The following is a 22,286-nucleotide window of genomic DNA, read 5'->3' as shown; positions in this document are numbered from 1 at the left end:
CTGAAAATTCAGAAAATAAACAGAAAGTTACATTGCACTCTTTTTTTTATAAGCCATTAGCAGGAGAAAATTTATAACTTCAGGCATATTACAGCCAGGTCTTATAGATTGAATAGGTATATAGGAGTTTTTCTGAATTCCCGAATATCGTAATTTTAATAAAAGAGGATATTTGATACAGGGGCGAAAAGATGAATGTAATGAGGTAGTATTTTATACCAGACGAAGATAGAGTATATAATTGAAAAAATTCCCAAAAGAATATTATGCTGTTTTATCTCGGGTTTAAGCTGGCTTTGAAAATCAAAATGTGACTTATCTCACACCCCAACAAAGGAGGCATGGATCTTTAAGGGTACAGGATAGCCCAATTTGGAGGCATCCTCTTGCAGCAGGCACCTTCACTTACTGGGTAAACAGACCAGCGTTCAAGTTGAAGCGATCCTCTTACACTTGATTTACCAATGCTGCAGCGAGATTTCCTTCATTATTCAGGTGTCCAGTACGGTCTACATTCGTTTTCAATAAGGTGTACGTCTTCCCTGCTGTAAGCCTTACCGTCATAGGACTTATACCCCGGCAAAATTTTACATATATATCCAAATGACTATAAAGGAATAAATCGCAGCTTGCACTCTAATAATGTCTCATAAGCCTGTAAATCTCCCTGGCAAAAAAACATCTCCTCTTTAAGGTAAATCATTCCTCCCCTAATTTATGTTTGACTGCATAGAGGGCTGCCTGTGTCCGGTCTGCCACCTCAAGTTTTGTAAATATATTAGAGATATGGGTTTTGACTGTTTTCTCAGTGATAAAGAGGCTGGAGGCGATTTCTTTATTGCTTTTGCCTTTGGTCAGTTGAAGCAAAACATCTTTTTCCCGTTTTGTAAGCTGGTGGATTTGATGAGGAAGCTGATGATTACGAGATACCCTTTTTAACAGATGGTTTGTTGCCTTCGAGTGAAGAGAATTTTCCCCGCGCACAAGCTTCCGGATGGATTCAACCAGCTCATCCGGTTCAATATCTTTCAGCTGATATCCGGATGCACCCGCTTCAATTGCGGGAATAACATGATCTTGATCGGAGAAGCTTGTCAGCATCATAATCTCTATATTTTCATGAGATTTTTTAATAAGTCTCGTTGCTTGAATTCCGTCCATCTCCGGCATAACCAGGTCCATCAAAATCAAATCAGGCTGAAGTTTCTCCGCCAACTCTACTGCTTCCTTGCCATTCGCTGCTTCTCCCACAATTTCAATATCCTTTTGTGTCTTCAGAAAAAAAACGAGCCCTCTTCTAACTACATGATGGTCATCCGCAATCAGCACACGTATCGTCATATATCTTCCTCCTTAATATGGAATCTTCACCACTATTTCTGTACCTTCCCCCGGCTCGCTCTTCAACTGAAATCGCCCTTCAAGCTGGTTCACTCGTTCCTGCATACCCTTGATACCCATCGAGGGGATAAATTGAACAGGATTATAATGAAATCCGCACCCACCGTCTTTTATCTTCAGAGTCACAAGATTGGGAGAAGTATTAAGCTGGAAATAAATCGCTTCTTCTCCAGAATGCTTCTTGGCATTATTAATAGCCTCCTGCCCAATTCTCCAAAGTGCTTCTTCGATTTTAGATGGAAGGGCAACGACTCCATCCACCTTCACTTCCACGTCCATTCCAAGCATTTCCCCATACCCATTCAGTGCTTCGCTGAGACCGTTTTCAAGTCCATGAGGCTTCAGCTGCCAAATCAATGCCCTCATTTCAGTCAAGGCTTCCTGCGCTAGGCCTTGAATAGTTGAAAAAGTTTCCTTCACCTGTTCATCCCCGCTCAGCAAGGTCCCTCCTCTGGCAGTCAAAGTCAGTGAAAACAGCAATTGGTTTACAGAGTCATGCAAATCCCTGGCCAATCGGTTTCTTTCCTGCATCAGCGCAATTTCCTGTTCTTTCTTGGTTAAAACAATTCTCTTAATGGCCGATCCAATCTGAAAAGCAACAGACTCCAATAGAGCAAGTTCGTGCTCGTGAAAGTGGTTTTTTCCGGGTGCTGCTACATTCAGCAGCCCGAATGACTCATTTCCTGATTGAAGCGGAACCGTTGCATGGTATTCGATATTTCCTGTATCACCCTTATTTTCGGCAATCGATTTTTCAATCCTCTGGCATTCAATAATATTGGAGGCCATGGTCAATTTACCTGACCGGAACCGGTTGACACACCAGCAGCCGCCATTTTTCAATAGACAGCATCCATCATCAGACAATGATGATGGAATATTGTGATAGGCTTCCAGTGAATGGCCTCCCTCCTCGTCTATAAAAAAGATCCACCCCGTTGTAAACTCTGTACCTTTCAGGAGGACCTGCAGAGCACACGAAAGCATTTTCTCTAATTCCGTCTCTTCATTAAGGAGTTCGGCAATCTTTTTTAATAAATGTATGTTGGCGTTATTCTCTATGTTCAAAAGGCTGACCTCCTTTATAAAAAGCTGTTTACACTCAAACTCTGTTGCACTACAAGATAACTATCGTTCGAAAAGGTCTTTACAAGCCATAACCAACTTATATTACAGTATATTAATTTCCCCTGCGCAGGGTATCGCCTAGAAGAGGGAGACCCTTCTACGACTTTAGTTGCAGAAACTATTCTTTATATCGATTAAACAAATATCGTCTGCCCATGCTGGACAGGGGCAACGGAAGTAATATATTTCTATATGAACCTAATTGACTCCTTTTCCATGACATGGACTCCAGTCGGGGGAGCGGTCTCCAGACTATTAAAAAAATCACCGGGCGTAATGAAACCTGCCTGGTGCAGCCACGAGTCTCAGCTTATTGGGTAATCTTGTACCAGAGGATGAATTTTCATCTCATCGATCACCATGTGCTTTGGTGCTGATGCCATATACAATACAGCGCTGGCTATATCTTCAACCTTCAGCAAATCCCCCTTTTCGGGCAGCCCCTGGGTGGAGCCGGCAAAGTACGTATCCACCATTCCGGGATTCACTGTGCCCACTCTTATACCGTGTTCTCTTACTTCCTGAGCCAGCGAACCGCAGAACCCTTGAACCGCGTACTTACTGGCGACATAGGCAGAACCATTAGGAATGGTGTAACGGGCAACATCTGAAGTGATGGTGATGATGGTGCCTGACTTCTGCAGCTTCATATAAGGAAGGACTGCTTTGGAGAAGTAAAACACTCCGTGCACATTGACATCAAACAGTTTTTTCCACTCTTCAGAGGTTACTTCCTCAGTTGGTTTAAAGAAGCCGATTCCCGCATTATTCACAAGGAGGTCGACCTTTCCAAACCTCTTGGCCGTTTCCTCAACAGCTCTCGACACATCATACTCATTTCCTGCATCTGCTTTAATAGAGTAAATTTCATTCAACCCTTCAGCCTTTAACTTTTCAGCTGTTTCATGAATTTGCTTAGAACTTCCGACTACAGAAACTTTAAAAGAGTTCCTTAATAAATGTCGTGCAATTTCAGTTCCTATTCCTCTGGAGGCACCTGTTACGATGGCGACTTTATTTCCCATGGCAAACACCCTTTCCTGATGTAAAATCACAGCAAGCCTGTCAGCCCTTAGCTGGTGCTGGGTTAGGCAGCAATTGAACAACACCCAGCTGCTGCTTTATATGTATAATAATTTCACTGAAAACCCCTAAAAAACAGGAAAAGGCAAATGCCTTATCCTGCGAAAGAGTTCACCATATTATTGATTTTTTCCATAAGCGCCTTCTTCAGCCCCTCTAACTTTTCCTGGCTTTGCTCGAGCGATTTACCAGTGACACTGAAGTAGAACTTGATCTTAGGCTCCGTGCCAGATGGACGGAGGCAGATCCATGAACCGTCTTCAAGGAAATATTTGATCACGTTGGATTTCGGAAGTGAGATTGTTTCTTCCAACCCATCCTCAAGCCTCGTACTCAAGCTTGTTTTGTAATCCTCCACTTTTGCCACGGCAAGTCCTTTAATTTCTTTCAAAGGTTCTTCCCTGAAGGATGAAAGGATGGACTGAATCTGCTCTGCACCTTCTTTTCCTTTTAAAGTAAGTGACTCCAGACCCTCTTGGTAATACCCGAATCGCTCATAGAGATCTAAAAGGGCATCATACAGCGTTTTGCCCTGCTGTTTGAAGTATGCAGCTGCTTCGACAGCCATTAACACAGCCTGAACTGCATCCTTATCACGGGCGAAGTCTCCAATCAAATAACCATAGCTTTCTTCGTAACCAAACAGGAACTGATACTCTCCGGACTCTTCATAGTTTTTGATTTTTTCACCAATGAATTTAAATCCTGTCAGAACATCCTCGACAGACGCGCCGTAGGACTCGGCTACTTTTCTGCCAAGCTCGGAGGTTACGATGGTCTTAAACACTCTTCCGTTATCCGGTATCATGTTCTTCTCTTTTTTCCTGCCGAGAATATAATCAATCAGGACTGCTCCTGTTTGGTTGCCTGTCAGCAGAACGTACTCTCCATCTTTATCCTTTACAGCCACGCCAAGACGGTCTGCATCAGGATCAGTGGCAATGAGGATATCCGCATCCTTTTCTTTACCATCGCGGATCGCAAGCTCAAATGCTGCCTTATCCTCAGGGTTCGGCGATTTCACTGTCGAAAATTCAGGATCAGGGACAGACTGTTCTTTGACAATATGGACGTCCGTGTAGCCTAGTGCATCCAGCCCTCTTTCAACCATCTTTAAAGCTGTGCCGTGCAGCGGCGAAAACACGATGCTCAGGTCAGTTTCCTTTGAAATCTGGGGCTTCTCTGAGATTGAGAGAAGGTGCTCAAGATAGGATTGATCAATTTCTTCCCCGATCATTTTGATAAGACCCTCTTCTTTTAATTCATTTTCAGATTTCACATCGATTCTAAGTTCATTTTCAATTTCATTCACTTTGGCAATCACTTCATCCGCTTTTTTTGGAGGAAGCTGCGCCCCATCTTCACCATACACTTTATATCCGTTGTATTCCGGCGGGTTATGGCTCGCTGTCACCACAATCCCGGAGTAGGCTTGCAGAGATCTCACGGCAAAAGAAAGCTCCGGGGTCGGCTTCAATTCATCAAACACATACGTCTGGATACCGCGGGAAGCCAACGTTTTCGCTGCCTCCATCGCAAACTCAGGAGACTTATGGCGGGAATCATAAGCGATTGCCACACCGCGCTTCTTCGCATCTTCTCCATGAGACAAGATGTATTGAGCCAAGCCTTCCGATGCTTTTCTTACTGTATAGACATTCATGCGGTTGATGCCTGCACCGATTTCTCCGCGCATGCCGCCTGTTCCAAACTCTAAATCTTTATAAAACGCGTCTTCCAGACTCTTTTCATCGTCTTTCATTTCAGTCAAAAGACTGCGCATCTCCTGATCAAGTTCCTGATGGGAATCCCATTTCTCCCAAGCCGTTTTCCAATTCAAGTTAATCTCCTCCTGTCGATGACTTACTATATGTAGTTCTTGGTGGATGACCCTTTTCCTTTTAAAAGAATCCGCCTTTTTTTGACAAAGCTGTTTTTGTATTAATGGCCGTTTGTGATTATCCTATAAAACTGCTGCTAAGGATGGAATTTTCTTCTCCATCCCAGAATCGGATGCTAAAACTGGATCGCTCGCTGATCACAAGGGTGCAAGAGGCTTCCTTCCAATCCCATTTATAAGGTGTGGCAGCAGGATAGTAAAAAAACAATCTCTGAAAATGAGCATTTGACAACCTTTTCATTCCTTTTATATTACCACAGGAAAGGCGATTTTTGGGAGCAGTGAGGTGGTTGATTCTCGGGAATCCCTTTTGGATGGATTGGTTTTCGGTTCCTGATTTTCTTCATGCCAAAGAAATAGAGAGTAATAGCGTTACGTCTATTTACAAATGTTATTGAGTTTCTGTAATGCACATGAGAATTCTACATTTAATAAATGTTTCTAGACAGCAAAAAAAAGACCGCTAATAAGCGAAGGTACTGAAAAGTCCACCAAAGATTTTTAATACAGAATCGGGCCTTTTCCGCTTGAGGTGTTTATGAATAAGTGCTGGTTTCCGTTCAAGATACCCGCTCCACTTGGTTGTGTGCCTGATGGAATGTACTTTATAGCAAAAGCGGCAAGTTAGTTCCTTAATTGGGTACCCAGCGGTAAAAATAAAGGAACTTTTTTCCCTTAATTGCAAATTCAAGCTCATTTCGGGGTGAATAGAGGAACTATTTTCCCTTATATGATAAAAAAGTACATTTTTCTAGTGTATTAAGTGAAATAAGGGAAATTTATTCCCCTATTTTAACTCTTTTTCGTGTTTTGCAGTAAATAAGGGAACCTTTTTCCTCTATTTACTATCTAAAATACTGAACGACATGGATAAGTGCCACCGGTCACCCCTTGAATCAGCATCTTTCCATCACTAGTTGAAAAGGGCCCTTCCAGCCCGGCAGGCGATGTTCCCCAAAAATAAAACTTAAATCTAATGCAGTTAAGAGCAGCCCATACATTGCTTTCAAAGAAAAAAGTCAACTTCTCTTCCTATTCAAGGAAGGATAGTTGACTTTATCTTTGATCATAACAAGCAGATTATTAAACTTGATAGATTTTCAGTGCCCTTTAATAAGCGGCCTTTTCATTGTTACCTGTTATATTTTACACCATAAACATCATGGCGGCGGTCTTTCAGCTGCCTGACAGTACCAGACTGGCGCTGGCGTCTGAGGACTTCAAGATCGACATCGCCAATCATCACCATTTCGATATTCGGGTTCGTTTCTCCGACTATGCCGTCACGGGCAAACTCAAAGTCTGAAGGAGCGAAAATCCCTGACTGTGCGTATTGGATATCCATGTTCTCGGTCTGAGGAAGATTTCCAACGGTACCGGAAATGACTGTGTAAATTTGATTTTCAACAGCACGCGCCTGTGCACAATAGCGCACCCGCAGGTAGCCTTGACGGTCTTCCGTACAGAAAGGCGTGAATATGATTTTCGCTCCCCGGTCCGTGGCGATGCGAGCGAGCTCAGGGAACTCAATATCATAACAAATTTGGATGGCAATTCGGCCGCAGTCTGTATCGAAGACTTTGACTCGGTCGCCGGGACTGATTCCCCACCATTTCCGTTCATTCGGTGTGATGTGAATCTTATACTGCTTTTCTATTGTTCCGTCACGGCGGAACAAATAAGCAATGTTGTAAATCTCATCGTCTTCCTCTTTAACGAAGTGAGATCCTCCAATGATATTGACATTGTAACGGACGGCAAGATCTGTGAACAGTTCTATATATTCCTCTGTGTACTCAGTCAACTTGCGAATGGCCAAACTTGGTGACTTTTCATCAAGGAAAGACATCAGCTGGGATGTGAAGATTTCAGGAAAGACCACGAAGTCTGATTTGGCATCGGATGCTACGTCTGTAAAGTACTCGACCTGGTTCGCAAACTCTTCAAAAGAATTGATTTTCCGCATCATGTATTGAACGACACAAATTCTGACAGGGTAGCTTGTCTTAAAATGCCTCTTGCTGGATGGGCGGTAATCAACGTTGTTCCATTCCATCAAGGTGGCGTATTTTTTGGATTTTGTATCATCCGGCAAGTAGTTCGGGTTAATCCTCATAAGCGTGAATCCATTCATCAACTGAAATGACAGGACCGGATCATAAATCTTATGCCTTGATACAGAATCAACATACTCTCTCGGTAACATCTCATCTGAATGCAGATGGAAATTAGGGATCCGTCCGCCTATGATGATGCTTTTCAGATTGAGCTGGCGGGCAAGTTCCTTCCTTGCTTCATATAAACGATGGCCGACCTTCATCCTGCGGTAATCAGGGTGAACCATCACTTCGATTCCATATAAATTGTATCCTTCAGGGTTATGATTCGTGATATACCCGTTATCCGTTACATCGTCCCATGAATGGCGGTCATCATACTCATCAAAGTTGATGACCAGGCTGGAACAGGAACCAATGATTTCCCCCTCCAGTTCCGCCACCAGCTGTCCTTCAGGGAATACTTCCAAATGGCTTTCCAGATGATCCCTCTTCCAAGGATCCATGCCCGGGAAGCAGACATTCTGCATCTTGATGATATTCTCTATGTCCTTATGCTGCGTCTGCCTTATAATCATTTTTTTCTCAAACTGAGATAAATCCAGTTTTTCAGACATTTATCGTAACACTCCTTTTGCACTCATCTTTATGTTTCACCCTGAAAAAAGCAGGCCATAAACTAATAACCCGGCCGCCTGTGACAAGGCTCTGTAACACCTATAATTACAACGGGAATCCGTGTTTCCAAAGCTGCATTGACTCCCTCAGAAATCTCTGCATTAGTCAGCCACCGGGATTCTCCACCCTCTATTTTAAACCCTAAAATGATATGATGCATGTTTATTGACTGAAAATGATTTTCAGGAAGAGGCTGATACGCTGCCGAACTGCCATGCAGCCTGAAAACATCCAAGTGTCCGCAGGTTTTGCTTAAAAATTCCATGACTGCCTCAAAGGATTCCTCTGCCGAACTCCTCATCCATATCACAGCCTCATCAAACGTTCCATTGAGTTTAATATGCTCCATCAATGCTCTTATCAATGCGCGGGTGTCAAAATAATCCTCCTGAAGAAATGCTGCTTCCTGCTCCGAGAGGCCAAACCTTTCCAGCATTCTGGTAAATTTCTCTCTGGACCTTGCCAGAACAGTTGCCTTCTCTCCTTTTTTCACAAGGTGATCAACCACACCGCCAAGCATTCCTGTGCCTCCAATAATTAAGGTCCTCTTCACACCCAGCCACTCCTTTCTATTAACCGGCCTCAAAACTTAGAGCCATTGGGATAAAATACCCTATTTATAAAAGAGAATTTTTTTTGTAAACTTTTATGATAAACTCAGTACAAGAGGTTTTACTTTACCTGTTCCCCCATACTATAATTTGAGGTAGAACAATTGAAAGGAAACAATCATGGATAAAAAAATAGAAAATCTGTTACTTACGGCATTCGCTGCCGCATTGATTGCCATGCTGGGAAGCTTGTACTTTTCTGAAGTTAAACAGTATGAACCCTGCGTCCTTTGCTGGTACCAGCGCATCATCATGTATCCGATGGCTGTCATCCTCGGAATTGCTGCCGTGAAAAAAGATGCGTCCATCGCCATCTATACGCTCGTTTTATCCGGAATCGGCATTTTAACTTCCCTGTATCATTATTCTTTGCAAAAAGTCGATTTCCTCTATAACACCGCACCTTCATGCGGGCGCGTTCCATGTACAGGTGAATATATCAACTGGCTTGGATTCATCACGATTCCATTCTTAGCATTAACCGCATTCATCATTATCTTTATAAGCAGTATTTTACTCTTAAAAACAACAAGGGAGAATAAAAAATGAAAAAAGTCATCATCTTTTTAGTAGTCATAATCGGTATCTTCGCTGCCATCGCGGTCGTCACGACCATGCAGCAAAACCAGGCAGCAGAAGGCAACCCATACAATAAAGCAGACCTGGAACCAGCTACCATCGACCAGCTCGATGATCCCAACTACCAGAATCTGATTTTGCCGGACGAGCTTCAAACCAAACTGGAAAATGAAGAGGATGTTACGGTCTACTTCTACAGCCCGACTTGCTCGCACTGTCAAGCTACGACACCTATCGTAGCCCCAATGGCAGAAGACATGGGTATCGACCTCCTCCAATACAATGTCCTGGAATTTGAACAAGCCTGGAACCAATTCAATATCGAAGGAACACCGACCATCATCCACTTTGAAGATGGCCAAGAAACAGCACGAATCGTCAGCTCCCAGCCAGCCGAAACATTTGAAGCCTGGTTTAAGGAAAATGTGAAATAGACTATAGTACACAAAAACGCCCAGAGGCTTCTGGGCGTTTTTGTATTTGGCTCTTTTCGTTAACTTTGTTGCTATTCTATACTAATTCCAAAAACACTAATCATAACTCACCTTAATAACCTGGTAATCATGAAAAGAAAAGAGATGCTTTCTTTGACTAGAGAGAAATCCCTTAGTATCCGGGAAAAAATCCGGCTCCTGGGATTTTTCCGAAAGCAACAATCTATGCGAAAACAGCCTTTTGTTTTAAGAGCTTAGGTATGTTACTTGCAGGAAACAGACCAATTGAGGGCGAGGAAATTTTGGTCAACTACCGGCGTCTTGCTGCTATCCACGCAGGCTTTCTTAGCGTATTCAAGGGAGTTATAGTTAGAATTATTGCTATTGTGAGGAGGAAGATTGTTATGGTAGCAGGGATGAGGGATTTGTGTTGTGTTTTTATATCAAATCTCCTAACTGTTTATGTATCTTATTATTGATCTTAGCATAAATATCCACAATATTTCTTACCCACGCAAAGCTCCCTAAGAGGACCACTACATGAAATATATGGTAAAATCAAACTGAAAGGAGTGCTGCTGATTTGAAAGTAAAGGAACGCACTGAATCAAAGGAATTAAGAATTTATAGAGCGGTTCATTTCCGTAAGGATTTACCCCCTAAAGAAAAACAATTCTATGCTGGTTTGGAAAAGGGATTCATTGGAGAGAAACTTTTTGACGAGTGGCTTGAGCCAGTTCTCGATAATCGGATACTTCTTCCCGACATGCAATTCATGCCAAGCACTACATTCGTACAAATCGATACTATTCTTCTAACTTCCAAGTTAATTTATTTATTTGAGGTTAAAAACTATGAAGGAGACCATATTTTAGAAGGTGAAAATCTTTACAGATTAGATGGATCTGATACTAAAAACCCTGTTCTCCAGCTGAAACGGAATGAACCTGTTTTTCGAAAGGTTTTGGAAACACTTGGTTACAAGATTCCCATCAAGTCCTTCGCCGTTTTTGTGAATCCCCAATTTCATCTTTATAATGCACCAGCAGATCTGCCCATCCTTTACCCCACTCAACTTCAGCGATTTATACAAAAGCTGAAACAGGAATCTTCCTTCTTAAAAAGAACCCATACTGAGCTTGCAAAAAAATTGATCTCGATGACAATAGATGAAAACCCTTATAGCAAAATCCCTCGGTATGAATACCAAGAGCTTAAGAAGGGAATAACTTGTGCGGTTTGCGGAGAGTTTTATAGAGAGTATGGAAGGCTGATCCTAACATGCAATTTCTGTAAAGGCAGAGAAAATGCTCATGACGCCGTCGTGAGAACTATTAGAGACTTTAGACTTTTGTTTCCTGATAAAAATCTTACTATGTCAACAGCAATAGAATGGTGCTCAATCGTCAAGAGTGCAATTACAATGCACAAAGTACTTACAAATAATTTTAAGTTGATAAAACCAGGCAGGACCTCACATTATATTCAAAAAGATTAAGTTAGAATTGTCTAATTATCTTTTGCTTATTAAAATTGATTGCCATCAGAATAATGTCTGCTTAAAGGCACAGTTAAGTATTACTCATTCAATTGGGTGTTCATTTGCTATTCACCATATTATATCTTGATTACTCTTTTTAGTATAGTGATTACGTTCTAATCACCCTACTATAATCTTGATTACTCTTTTTAGTATAGTGTTTACGCTCTATTCACCCTACTATATTCTTGATTACTCTTTTTAGTATAGTGTTTATGCTCTATTCACCCTACTATAATCTTGATTACTCTTTTTAGTATAGTGTTTACGCTCTATTCACCCTACTATAATCTTGATTACTCTTTTTAGTATAGTGTTTATGCTCTATTCACCCTACTATAATCTTGATTACTCTTTTTAGTATAGTGTTTACGCTCTATTCACCCTACTATATTCTTGATTRCTCTATTTAGTATAGTGTTTACGTTCTAATCACCCTACTATAATCTTGATTACTCTTTTTAGTATAGTGATTACGCTCTAATCACCATATTATAATCTTGATTACTCTTTTTAGTATAGTGTTTACGCTCTAATCACCCTACTATAATCTTGATTACTCTTTTTAGTATAGTGTTTACGCTCTAATCACCCTACTATAACCTTGATTACTCTTTTTACTATAGTGTTTACGTGCTAATCACCATATTATAATCTTGATTATTCTTTTTAGTATAGTGTTTACGCTCTAATCACCCTACTATAATCTTGATTACTCTTTTTAGTATTGTGTTTACGTTCTAATCACCCTACTATAATCTTGATTACTCTTTTTAGTATTGTGTTTACGTTCTAATCCAGGTTTTAGTGCTGGCTTGGTAACTCTTATTACCTCTACCACCGCTATCCGCACTTCCTCCAAAACCAACAAAAAAAACCACCAAGCAAAAACACTCAGTGGTCGATCATCCTGCCGAAGCAGAATATAGAGGAGAATTACAAGATGAATCAATGAAGAGATTGGTGAAGATCTCTTCTTGATTATCTAATAGTATGCTCCTATACACATCTTTTATTCACACTTAACGAATTTTTTTAAACAAGCAGCTGGTTGGCCGGCTTGGCGTACACACTGACCTTGTCTTCGTAGCTGAAGCAATCCCGGAAATGATTCAGATCAAATGGGAAGAAGAGATTGAAGCTCTTTAGGATAGATAGATTATGGTCGTACATTTCCTCGTAATCGGATTTGGTCATATCCGCCTCGATTAAGGAGATAAGCGTCTGAAGACTCGAGATTACTTGGAATGCTTCTTTTAAGGTACCGTTATACCTAGTGTAATCCGTATCCGTATGTAATACTTCAAGCTGTTCAAATTGCTCGATTTCATCATCTGTAAAATAACGAGGGAAAATAGTACAATAAATATACGTAATAAGTTCTTGAATGGTTTCTTCCTGTTCCTCTGTGGAGGCCAATAGGATTTTCACTTTTAACCCACCTTTGTAACGTTTGTCATCTCTATGTAATAGTTAATCTTAGAATACCATAAATATAGTTCTTTCCGGGTGGTAATTATAGCCATGGTGACATCAGAACTAAATGTTTTAAAGGAATATATACCTACATAACAGCGCTAACACAGTGAAAAAAGGAGTTTTTTGATGAATGAACAGGTTAAAGGACCTAATTTTACTATTTCCATTCCCTCTAAATGGGAGAATGTTACAGCCGAAGCGTTGATGCGGGAGGTTTGGCAGGCTCCCAAAAAAACAGTTCATCAGCTGAGGATGGACAAAGCGGTCACGTTAAATGGAGTGCCCGTGAATTGGACATATCCACTCAGAAAAGGAGATAAACTTCACTTCTCAATCGAGGAAAAAGATTATGGAGTCATCCCAGCAGAGATACCGCTGCATGTACTTTACGAGGATGAGCATTTGCTGATTGTCAATAAGCCAGCCGGGATGAATACACATCCCAATGATCCGGCAGTGGAAAAAGACGCTCTTGCCAATGCCGTTGCCTGGCATCTTCAGCAAAATGGGGAAAAAGCAGAGGTACAGCATATCCACCGGCTGGACCGGGATACAACAGGGGCTGTTATTTTCGCCAAGCATGCTTTGGTCAAAGGGATTTTAGACCGCCTTCTTGCGGAAAGAAAAATTAAAAGAACCTATTGGGCAATCGTCCAGGGGTTAATGAAAACGAAGAAAGGCACCATCAACCAGGCAATCGGCCGGGACAGGCACCATAATACGCGCCGGCGGGTTTCTCCATCCGGCCAGGCTGCCACTACTCATTATCAAGTCCTGCAACTCAATGAAACCAAAGGGCTGAGTCTTGTGCAACTGGTTCTGGATACTGGAAGGACCCATCAAATCAGAGTTCATATGAGTGCAATCGGACACCATCTTGCGGGGGACACGCTGTACGGAGGAAAATCAATCGTAAAGAGGCAGGCCCTTCATGCAAAGTATATTGAGCTGCTTCACCCGCTGACTGAGGAAAAGATATCTCTGGAGGCTCCTTTTTTAGATGAAGATCCACTCTTCACTGTATTCTTTGATCTATAAGCAGCTTACAGACACAAAAAAACAGGCATCCCATCGGATACCTGTTTTTTTATAAATCGATTATTTTAAACCGTTTTTCACAGCTTCTGTTACAGCTACAGTACGTTTTGCCTGATGCTTGACAGCTGCTTGCACATCTTCGACCATGTTTCCTTCCTGATCGACTGTTACACTTGTGCCGTATGGGTTTCCGCCAGCTGCGAATAATACTGGGTCAGTGTAACCTGGTGCAGCAAGGATTGCTCCCCAGTGCATCATAGTTGTGTAAAGGGCAAGGATGGTTTGTTCTTGGCCGCCGTGCGGGTTGGCAGCTGAAGACATTCCGCTCACTACTTTATTCGCAAGTTTGCCTTGTGCCCAAAGTCCGCCTGTGGAATCAAGGAATTGCTTAACTTGGCCAGGAACGTTTCCGTAACGTGTTGGTACACTGAAAATGATTCCATCTGCCCACTCAAGATCGTCTGTAGTTGCTACAGGTACGTCTTTTGTGTTTTCAAGATGCTGTTTCCAAGCCGGGTTGGAAGAAATAGCTGCTTCTGGTGCGATTTCTTCAACTCTTAATAGTTTTACTTCTGCACCTGCTTCTTTAGCTGCCTCTTCTGCCCATTGTGCAAGTTGATAGTTAGTACCAGTAGAACTGTAGTAAATTACCGCGATATTTGTCATTTTAAAATCTCTCCTTTTCCTTCTCTATATTTTTAACCTGGTGACAGGTTAAATTCTTTCCAATACATCTAGGTTCTAGACCCATTCGCTACCTATTACAATTCCCTATGTAGCCCGCAATAAACTATATGAGTTCATTTATCACGAAAATATTTATCTTTAATTCGAGATAATTATATCGCTTATGAAGCTTGTCTGTCAAATAAGAAAATTAAATAATTTTGCTATAGCACGTTTATACGTTAAAGCGCTGAGAAGGACAGTCCCTCTCAGCGCTTTTGATGCTGTAAAGTTTAAAAATCAAAATTATCGGGATCGGCCCCGAATCTTTCGTCCATATTAAGTGAGTTGATTTGAGTCATGTCTTCGAGCGTAAGACTGAAGTCAAAGATCTCACTGTTTTCTTTCATTCGGTTTGCGTGGATTGATTTTGGAATGATGATGGTATTATTTTGCAAGTGCCAGCGAAGAATGACCTGCGCCGGTGTTTTACCATGTTTATCTGCGATATGGTTTAAAGTCGGTTCCTCAAGAAGTTTTCCTCTTGCAATCGGTGACCATGCTTCTACCGCAATGCTGTGATTGTGGCAGTATTCTCTTAGTGACTGCTGACTTAATCGTGGATGAAGTTCCACTTGGTTAATGACCGGCTTTTCATTGCTTGCATTCATTAAGTCATTCAAGTGATGTTCCTTGAAGTTGCTGACACCTATCGCCTTGACAGTTCCTTCCTCATACAGCCGCTCAAGAGCTTTCCAGGTGTCTTGGTATTTCCCGGCCACAGGCCAGTGGATCAAATAGAGATCAAGGTAATCCATGTCCAGCTTTTTCAGGCTGTCTTCAAAGGCTCTTAACGTACTATCATAGCCTTGGTCAGTATTCCACACCTTGGAAGTAATGTACAGGTTTTCCCTTCCGACTGAGGATTCTTTTACAGCTTGGCCGACGCTTTCCTCATTATTATAGAGAGAAGCTGTGTCGATTGATTTGTATCCTAAATTTATTGCCGTTTTGATAGCACTGACTGCTTCGTCGTGGTCTTCCATTTGATAGACTCCCAGACCGAGATAAGGAATTTCCACCCCGTTATGAAGCTTAAAAGTGCTTTGTAGATTCTTAACCATTTGCATTACCTCCTTTTTTCTATTGTACAAATCCTGTCATGAAAACGCTAAAAAAATGCCCTCTCCCGGCTGACAGGAAAGGACGATTTTTTCACACTCTAGTAATCCCGTTCGTTCTGCATCCCAGGATTGTTTTATTCCAACAAAAAGTCAGCTTTATCTTTTCCGAAAAAATAAAGCCTGTGCAGAGGCCTGGTCATTCCAACATATAAAAGTTTAATATCAAGCTCGTTTTCTTCTTTATATTGTTCATCTATTGAGGCAATGATGACAGCATCAAACTCGAGCCCTTTTGATAGATAGGAAGGAACGACGACTATCTTATTTTTAGGAATGCTTTCCTGTTCGGCAAGAAGCTTCACTCCTTCAGGAAATCTCTTTTCCAAAAGGGAGGCAATCTTTTCACAGTCCCTCATTGTTTTGCCTATTACAGCAAAGGTCTTGAAATCATCTTCTTCCCTCAGCTCGGAAATCAGCTTGGACAGCCTCTCTGTTAATTCTTCTTCCTCTGTATAAGAGAAGAATTCTGGCTTATTTCCATGCCTGACAACCGGTGTGACTTGTGGAAAGTCATTGGGCAGTTTTTTTAACAGTTTATTGGCTTCTTCCATAATTTCAATCGTGGTTCTGTAGCTTTTTTGCAGCTCCGTATAGGTGGCACGCGGAAAGATCTCTTTGTAAACGGGCTCCCATGATTCTAATCCCCGGTAGGAATGAATCCCTTGGGCAAGGTCCCCGACAAGGGTAAACATGTCCGTTTGCAATGCGGTTTTCAGTGCATACAGCTGCAAGTAACTGTAATCCTGAGCTTCATCAATGACAACATTTTTAGCTTTATAAAAAGAATCAATCCCGTAAAGAGCAGTCTGCAGATACAGCAGAGGAGCAAGGTCTTCCATCTCAAAGGTTTTTTTCTTTAACTTTTTCAATGTGTATTCACAAATTTCCCTTGCCTGTGCAGACGACAGTTTTCCATTACTATAATGAACGAGTTTATCCCAATCCGAGAATAATTCTTCATAATATCGAAAGAGTGATTTTTTCTCAAATTGCTTCATGTACTGAGTCAGGCCTGTTCTGATCGACTTTTGGACATTCTTCATTCTTTCCGCTTTTTTATCCAAGGCTTTGGAAATATACTCTTTTCGATTGGCAGCGTATTTCTTGTGGTAGAGTGCTTTTTCAATCTTTTCATCAAAAAATTTCTCCACTTTATCAACCATTATCTTCTTATTGGAACGCACATAGCTTTGCAGCAGCAGTTTCAATTTTTCAACTCTTCTATAGAGGGGCATATACGTGTAGTCATCTTTCAGAAGAGAGGTGAATTTCTTCGCAGAGAAAAGCCGGTACTTATCGATGACAAAATCCTCTTCTGGATAAAATCTGGTTTCAATTTCAGCAATATAGGCATCAAGGATTTTTCTGAAATCCTTTGAACCTTTCCAGCCGGATATCCAGGCGGCCTGCTTGGCTTCCTCATCCGTTTTTTCAATCAGACGAATCAACTTGTTATCTTCAGCGAGCTTCAGTTCTTTTTCAAGGCAGGTCATGACGTAATCACTGAAGGTCGTCTGGCGCACCCTTTCCACTCCAAGTTCTGGCAGAGCCTCCGAGATATAGTCAATGAACAGATTGCTGGGTGCAAGAATCATCAGCTGACGCGGATCGAAATGCTGTTTGTAGTTATAGATAAAATAGGAAATCCTGTGAAGGGCAATAGTTGTTTTTCCACTTCCCGCAGCTCCCTGGACAATAATTGGCTTATTCAGATCAGCACGGATGATCCGGTTCTGTTCCTCCTGAATGGTGGAAATGATTTCAGTCAAGCGGTTGCTGGAGCTTTTCGAAAGCGACTCTTGAAGCAGTTCATCAGTAGTGGTCAAGTCAATATCCCGGATTTCTTCCAGGCTGCCGTCCTCAATCATATACTGTCTCTTCAAAGAAAGGCTGCCCTGGTAGGTTTCATCTTCAGCTTCGTAAGACACCTCCCCAATTCGCCCCTCATAATAAAGGTTTGCAATCGGTGAGCGCCAGTCGACAATGATTTGCTCCTGGTTTTCACGCTGATAAAGCGACGTCTTTCCGATATAATGCCTTTCTTCTTCCTCGGAATCGTCATGCTTAAAATCAATCCTGGCGAAATAAGGTTTCTTCTTGGCTTTAAGAAGCGCTTCCAACTCTTCCTTCGACATCTCGAAAAAGCTGGCGTTGGTCAGGATATCAATGTAGGCGGCGGAAGACTCCAGCCAGTCGACATCACCAAAGGCACTTTCAATATTCTCTTTGAATTTGTCTTTGCTTGTCTGGGCAGTTTGAATGACAACATCGATGTAGCGTTTCGTAAATTCGAGCCTGTCTTTTTCCTTAAGAAAATCGGGGTGGTATTGAGTTTCGTTCGTCATGTATTTCTCCTTTCCATGTGATTTCAGCCGCAATGGAGAAAGTTGACAATTATGTAGGCGTTTTAGTGAGCAGAAGAACATATTATCAGAAAAATGGAACGAATACAATAACTATTCTCGGAAAAGATGGATTACATGTTATTACGGTGTTAGGGTCACATACTTGGGCGCTGGTTTTACCCTAAGGTGTCCCTCGAAAATCCTGTGAGGGACACCTAGGGCCTGTTTTTCTACTTCAGGTGGCTCTCATGGCTTCCACGAAGGACACCTGAGTACTTTTTACACGCTCTTGGTGTATCTCGAGAACCCGGTGAAGGACACCTGGACACTGTTTTTCCACTTCAGGTGGCTCTCATGGCTTTCACGAAGGACACCTGAGTACTTTTTACACGCTCTTGGTGTATCTCGAGAACCCGGTGAAGGACACCTGGACACTGTTTTTCCACTTCAGGTGGCTCTCATGGCTTTCACGAAGGACACCTGAGCTCGATTTTCGCCCTTTTGGGTCCCTCGAAAACCCTATGAAGGACACCTGGACACTGTTTTTCTACTTCAGGTGGCTCTCATGGCTTCCACGAAGGACACCTGAGCTCGATTTTCGCCCTTTTGGGTCCCTCGAGAACCCGGTGAAGGACACCTGGACACTGTTTTTCCACTTCAGGTGGCTCTCATGGCTTTCACGAAGGACACCTGAGTACTTTTTACACGCTCTTGGTGTATCTCGAGAACCCGGTGAAGGACACCTGGACACTGTTTTTCCACTTCAGGTGGCTCTCATGGCTTCCACGAAGGACACCTGAGCTCGATTTTCGCCCTTTTGGTGTCCCTCGAAAACTCCTCGAGGGACACCTGGACACTGCTTTTTCCCCCTGATATCTTTCAGAACTCGTTCGCTCATCTCCTCCCCTTTCAACACCGGTCATTGAGCCCAAAAAATATGAGACTGACGCATCCAGCCATCAGTCTCTTTTCTTGAATCGTATGGATGTCCTTCTGCCTTTGACCGGCGGAAGATCATCATCTTTTTCATCTTGCATTCTCTTTAAAATTTCCCGGATTTCGGTCAGGACTTCCAATTGAGTTGCTGCCTTGATTTCATAGGAATTGCCTTTTCCACGCAGCCGGTTGAAGATTTTTATCATGAGGAAGATCGACGCCGCCACGAGGAAGAAGTCGACCAAGGCCTGAATGAAAGCTCCATAATAGATGACTTCAGCCTTAATTCTATAGCTCATCCCTGCAAAATTGACGCCGCCAAAAAGTATTCCAATGACCGGCATCATCATATCTTTGACCAAGGATTCCACGATTTTGCTGAAGGCTGCTCCGATCATGACAGCCACAGCCAAGTCAAAAACATTTCCTCTTGAAATGAACTCCTTGAATTCTTTATACATGATGTCCTCCAAGCCCGTTACAATTTTTAACCTTGTAACACTCTATGCGGCGGAACACTTCTTAAGAAGCATGATCGTGCGGGGGAACCATTCCTTTGAAGGAATTTACTTTGACAATATAAACAACTTCAACAATCATTCCAACAATAAGAGCTGCAAACAATGAAACTGACACGATATCGTTAAAAATCAGCATTAGGGGAAGCGCCATAATCAGAATTAGATTGAATACAAGATAAAAGGTTTTAAATCCAGAGACAGACCCCTGCAGTTCATCCTCATCCTGTACCGTCTCCTGCAGAGCTGACAGCAGGTTCATATGAAAGAAAAGCGACAGGATGGAAACGATTCCTCCTATGATTACATACCAAGTGACATCCTGCCCCGTTTCATTCAAATTAATAGTAGTGAACCCAAAGATCTCTGTAATGGACAACAAGCCCAGTATGACCGCAGCTGTCTTAGCGTAAGAAAGCCATTTTGAATAAGGCAGTTCCTGCAACCCTTTATATAAAAGAATATAGCCAATTCCATCATGGACAAGATCCAAGGTGACAATCCTTATATCGATCAGCACAAACAGCAGACCCCAGACAAGCAATTTGACTCCCCGTTCCATTATTGATCCCCCTCTTCCCTGAGTTTTTTTAATTCTTTTATTTGTTTGGAAGTTAAATAAGGCTTTTCGCTAATCCGGATCAAGCTCTGCTCTATCTTTTCATCTTCAGTTTGGAAAACTCCTCTGATGTCTGCTTCTATCGCATGGATATTGCTTTTATACATAAGGGATTTATCAACCACCGCATTTACTTTTATCATCTCACCTCTTGCTGCTTTGATTGGAAGAGCGATGTCTGCTGCGCTCTGTTTTTCATTAGAGCTTAACAATTGTTCATGATTGCCGCGTGAATAATTTCTGCTCATCTTTTCCACACCCAGTTTCAAAACAGGATCTACCATTTCCGGAAACGGAAGAGCGATTTCTGTTAATCCTCCATCTCTCTTTACGCCTCCAACCGTATAGGATTCCCCTGTATTGCTGCTGCCGCTTGTAGAAAAATTAACGACAAGGTCTTCTGGATCTGGACTTTTCATGGGAATCAGCTTGATTGAGCCGATATCCCCTTGAATTGCTGTTCCGTTTGAAAAATGAAAAATCAATTTATCCAGAATCACTTCCTCCTGCAAACCATCAATACTGATGATCGCTTCGTGCTGTTTGTATATCCCTTCTCTACCTGTGATAGAATCATGTTCAACGAAAATCATTTGACCAGGAAGTGCTTCTGACTCTACGCTTACCAACTGAAAATGATCATCTTGGTTGGTAATATAGTACAGAGGTATATAATCAATCTTTGATTGAAAGTACTCTTTTTCATAATAATGGGTTAAAAGCAGCGGCTCTTGCAGCTGGGAAGACTTTAAATATGTAAAAATGCCGTAAAACAAGATTCCATAGGCCAGCATAATGATCATCAATGTCTTTATTTTCATCTCTTTTCCCCCTTCCATTTATTTTATCAAAAGCTCAATGCCCACAGACCATTTCACACGAAAAAACCTGGGAAGCAGTAAAATGCTTTCCCGGTTCGATAAAATTAAGCTCGACTAAAAGGATTTTTTAAAGATCATCCTGTGGTCAAATGATAAACTTAATGACGATTACAACTAAAAGTAAAAAGGCGAGCGCAAACATGGTAATCATCAGAACTTTTTCTTCTTTATTTCCCTGCAACAAAAACACCCTTTCTGCTCTAAGTATTAGTGATTTTTTCTTGTTTCGTTTCAGAGCCTGGACAGCAAATTGCTGCTATATGACTCGTATCTTTTTTATCTTTAGTAAATACTACTGTGTAAGTACTGATTATGAAAACAAATGTGCAGCTATGTACTTCTGATGCCCGATCCTTGACGCGTAATGGCATCTTCTATAAGATGTCACTATTAATCCTTACATAGAGTAAGAGAATCACTAAAAGATACCATATCTACTTTCTATAAACAATTCAGGGGGTTATCATCTTGGAAAACATCTTTGATGCAATGAGAGAAAGACGTTCCACTAAAAGTTATGATTCAACCAAAGAGATAGCAACAGATGAACTTGTAGAAATCCTTCAATTAGCGGGCAGAGCTCCGTCCGCCTGGAACTTGCAGCAATGGCATTTCCTTACTTTCCACAATAAAGAAGCTCAGGAAAAGCTGCTGCCAATCGCCTACAATCAACAGCAAATTGTCGACGCTTCAGCCGTCATTGCGGTTCTTGGTGATCTGGAAGCGAATAAAAATGCCGATCCCGTTCTCGATCCTTCCATCGAAAAAGGCGAAATGACACATGAGTTAAAAGATATTCTTGTACGTCAAATTGAAGGTGCTTATTCGCGGGCGCTTTATCCCAGGGACGCTGCATTCAGCAATGCCTCTCTGGCCGCAATGCAATTAATGCTGGCTGCCAAAGGAAAAGGCTGGGATACCTGTCCAATCGGCGGATTCAACCCGCAAAAACTGATGGAAGAGTTTCATGTTTCAGATCGGTATGTACCCATCATGCTGATCACCATCGGAAAACCCATTCAGGAAGCACGAAAGACGGACAGGCTTGATATCAAAAGCCTTATCACGTGGGCAAAGTAAATTCAAATGTATTAAAAGGAGCAGATGTTGGGCTTCTTTTTTTTTGTGGCTGTTTGTTTATTACCCCTGTTAAATATTTTCATGTGCTGTGTATGCAAAATTTCATGCTGGAGTCTCGGGAATGCCGTT

At 41.9% G+C, this 22,286-nt stretch carries 18 protein-coding genes; 5 read left to right on the top strand and 13 right to left on the bottom strand.

Annotation, left to right across the window (positions count from 1 at the left end):
• Positions 1-699 precede the first annotated feature (699 nt).
• The 6 genes from FZC78_RS15675 to FZC78_RS15650 form a co-directional block, all read right to left on the bottom strand.
• Positions 700-1,341 (bottom strand): response regulator, encoded by a 642-nt coding sequence (locus FZC78_RS15675; RefSeq protein ID WP_148940972.1) that lies wholly within the window; start codon positions 1,339-1,341, stop codon positions 700-702.
• 12 nt (positions 1,342-1,353) lie between these two features.
• Positions 1,354-2,469, bottom strand: a complete 1,116-nt coding sequence (locus FZC78_RS15670) for a GAF domain-containing sensor histidine kinase (protein WP_252183642.1) — start codon at positions 2,467-2,469, stop codon at positions 1,354-1,356.
• Positions 2,470-2,834: 365 nt separating this feature from the next.
• Entirely contained in the window at positions 2,835-3,554 is a 720-nt protein-coding gene (locus FZC78_RS15665) for an SDR family oxidoreductase (protein ID WP_148940970.1), read from the bottom strand.
• Between the two features lie 152 nt (positions 3,555-3,706).
• Positions 3,707-5,452, bottom strand: a complete 1,746-nt coding sequence (locus FZC78_RS15660; RefSeq protein WP_148940968.1) for a phospho-sugar mutase — start codon at positions 5,450-5,452, stop codon at positions 3,707-3,709.
• Positions 5,453-6,644: 1,192 nt separating this feature from the next.
• Positions 6,645-8,186 carry a bifunctional GNAT family N-acetyltransferase/carbon-nitrogen hydrolase family protein gene (locus FZC78_RS15655; RefSeq protein WP_148940966.1) on the bottom strand — a complete coding sequence of 514 codons (1,542 nt, stop codon included), beginning with the start codon at positions 8,184-8,186 and terminating at the stop codon, positions 6,645-6,647.
• Positions 8,187-8,248: 62 nt separating this feature from the next.
• Complete coding sequence (locus FZC78_RS15650; protein WP_148940964.1) at positions 8,249-8,800, bottom strand: hypothetical protein; 552 nt, start codon at positions 8,798-8,800, stop codon at positions 8,249-8,251.
• A 178-nt stretch (positions 8,801-8,978) separates the two neighbouring features.
• Here FZC78_RS15650 and FZC78_RS15645 point away from each other — a divergent pair, with 178 nt between their 5' ends.
• From FZC78_RS15645 to FZC78_RS15635, 3 genes are all read left to right on the top strand, one after another.
• A complete protein-coding gene (locus FZC78_RS15645; protein ID WP_148940962.1) occupies positions 8,979-9,407 on the top strand; it encodes a disulfide oxidoreductase in 429 nt (142 codons plus the stop codon).
• The gene (locus FZC78_RS15640; RefSeq protein WP_148940961.1) at positions 9,404-9,871 is read left to right on the top strand and encodes a thioredoxin family protein; all 468 of its coding nucleotides are present in this window, start codon (positions 9,404-9,406) and stop codon (positions 9,869-9,871) included. Before FZC78_RS15645 ends, FZC78_RS15640 begins: the two co-directional genes overlap by 4 nt.
• A gap of 583 nt (positions 9,872-10,454) precedes the next feature.
• Positions 10,455-11,369, top strand: coding sequence for a nuclease-related domain-containing protein (locus FZC78_RS15635; protein WP_148940959.1), 915 nt, complete (start codon positions 10,455-10,457; stop codon positions 11,367-11,369).
• 1,077 nt (positions 11,370-12,446) lie between these two features.
• On the opposite strand, the gene FZC78_RS15630 is transcribed toward FZC78_RS15635, so the two are convergent.
• Positions 12,447-12,842 carry a DUF5365 family protein gene (locus FZC78_RS15630; protein ID WP_148940958.1) on the bottom strand — a complete coding sequence of 132 codons (396 nt, stop codon included), beginning with the start codon at positions 12,840-12,842 and terminating at the stop codon, positions 12,447-12,449.
• Positions 12,843-13,016: 174 nt separating this feature from the next.
• Between FZC78_RS15630 and FZC78_RS15625 the strand changes: the two genes are divergently transcribed.
• Positions 13,017-13,928, top strand: a complete 912-nt coding sequence (locus FZC78_RS15625) for an RluA family pseudouridine synthase (RefSeq protein WP_148940957.1) — start codon at positions 13,017-13,019, stop codon at positions 13,926-13,928.
• Between the two features lie 60 nt (positions 13,929-13,988).
• Here the strand turns inward: FZC78_RS15625 and wrbA are convergent, their stop codons facing one another.
• The 6 genes from wrbA to FZC78_RS15595 form a co-directional block, all read right to left on the bottom strand.
• A complete protein-coding gene (gene wrbA, locus FZC78_RS15620) occupies positions 13,989-14,594 on the bottom strand; it encodes an NAD(P)H:quinone oxidoreductase (RefSeq protein ID WP_148940956.1) in 606 nt (201 codons plus the stop codon).
• A 293-nt stretch (positions 14,595-14,887) separates the two neighbouring features.
• Complete coding sequence (locus tag FZC78_RS15615; protein ID WP_148940955.1) at positions 14,888-15,718, bottom strand: aldo/keto reductase; 831 nt, start codon at positions 15,716-15,718, stop codon at positions 14,888-14,890.
• A gap of 134 nt (positions 15,719-15,852) precedes the next feature.
• On the bottom strand, positions 15,853-18,123 hold the full coding sequence (gene helD, locus FZC78_RS15610) for an RNA polymerase recycling motor HelD (RefSeq protein ID WP_148940954.1): 2,271 nt from the start codon (positions 18,121-18,123) through the stop codon (positions 15,853-15,855).
• A gap of 959 nt (positions 18,124-19,082) precedes the next feature.
• Positions 19,083-19,520 (bottom strand): large conductance mechanosensitive channel protein MscL, encoded by a 438-nt coding sequence (mscL, locus tag FZC78_RS15605; protein WP_148940953.1) that lies wholly within the window; start codon positions 19,518-19,520, stop codon positions 19,083-19,085.
• Positions 19,521-19,581: 61 nt separating this feature from the next.
• Positions 19,582-20,139, bottom strand: coding sequence for a hypothetical protein (locus tag FZC78_RS15600; protein ID WP_148940952.1), 558 nt, complete (start codon positions 20,137-20,139; stop codon positions 19,582-19,584).
• Positions 20,139-21,017 (bottom strand): hypothetical protein, encoded by an 879-nt coding sequence (locus tag FZC78_RS15595; RefSeq protein ID WP_148940951.1) that lies wholly within the window; start codon positions 21,015-21,017, stop codon positions 20,139-20,141. Before FZC78_RS15595 ends, FZC78_RS15600 begins: the two co-directional genes overlap by 1 nt.
• 522 nt (positions 21,018-21,539) lie before the next feature.
• On the opposite strand from FZC78_RS15595, the gene FZC78_RS15590 reads away from it, so the two are divergent.
• Entirely contained in the window at positions 21,540-22,157 is a 618-nt protein-coding gene (locus FZC78_RS15590; protein WP_252183648.1) for a nitroreductase family protein, read from the top strand.
• Positions 22,158-22,286: the final 129 nt, after the last annotated feature.

The sequence above is a fragment of the Rossellomorea vietnamensis genome (assembly GCF_008180415.1).
Classification (GTDB): domain Bacteria; phylum Bacillota; class Bacilli; order Bacillales; family Bacillaceae_B; genus Rossellomorea; species Rossellomorea vietnamensis_C.
The sequence above is the reverse complement of the archived record's forward strand: the minus strand, read 5'-3'. Positions and strand labels throughout refer to the sequence as shown.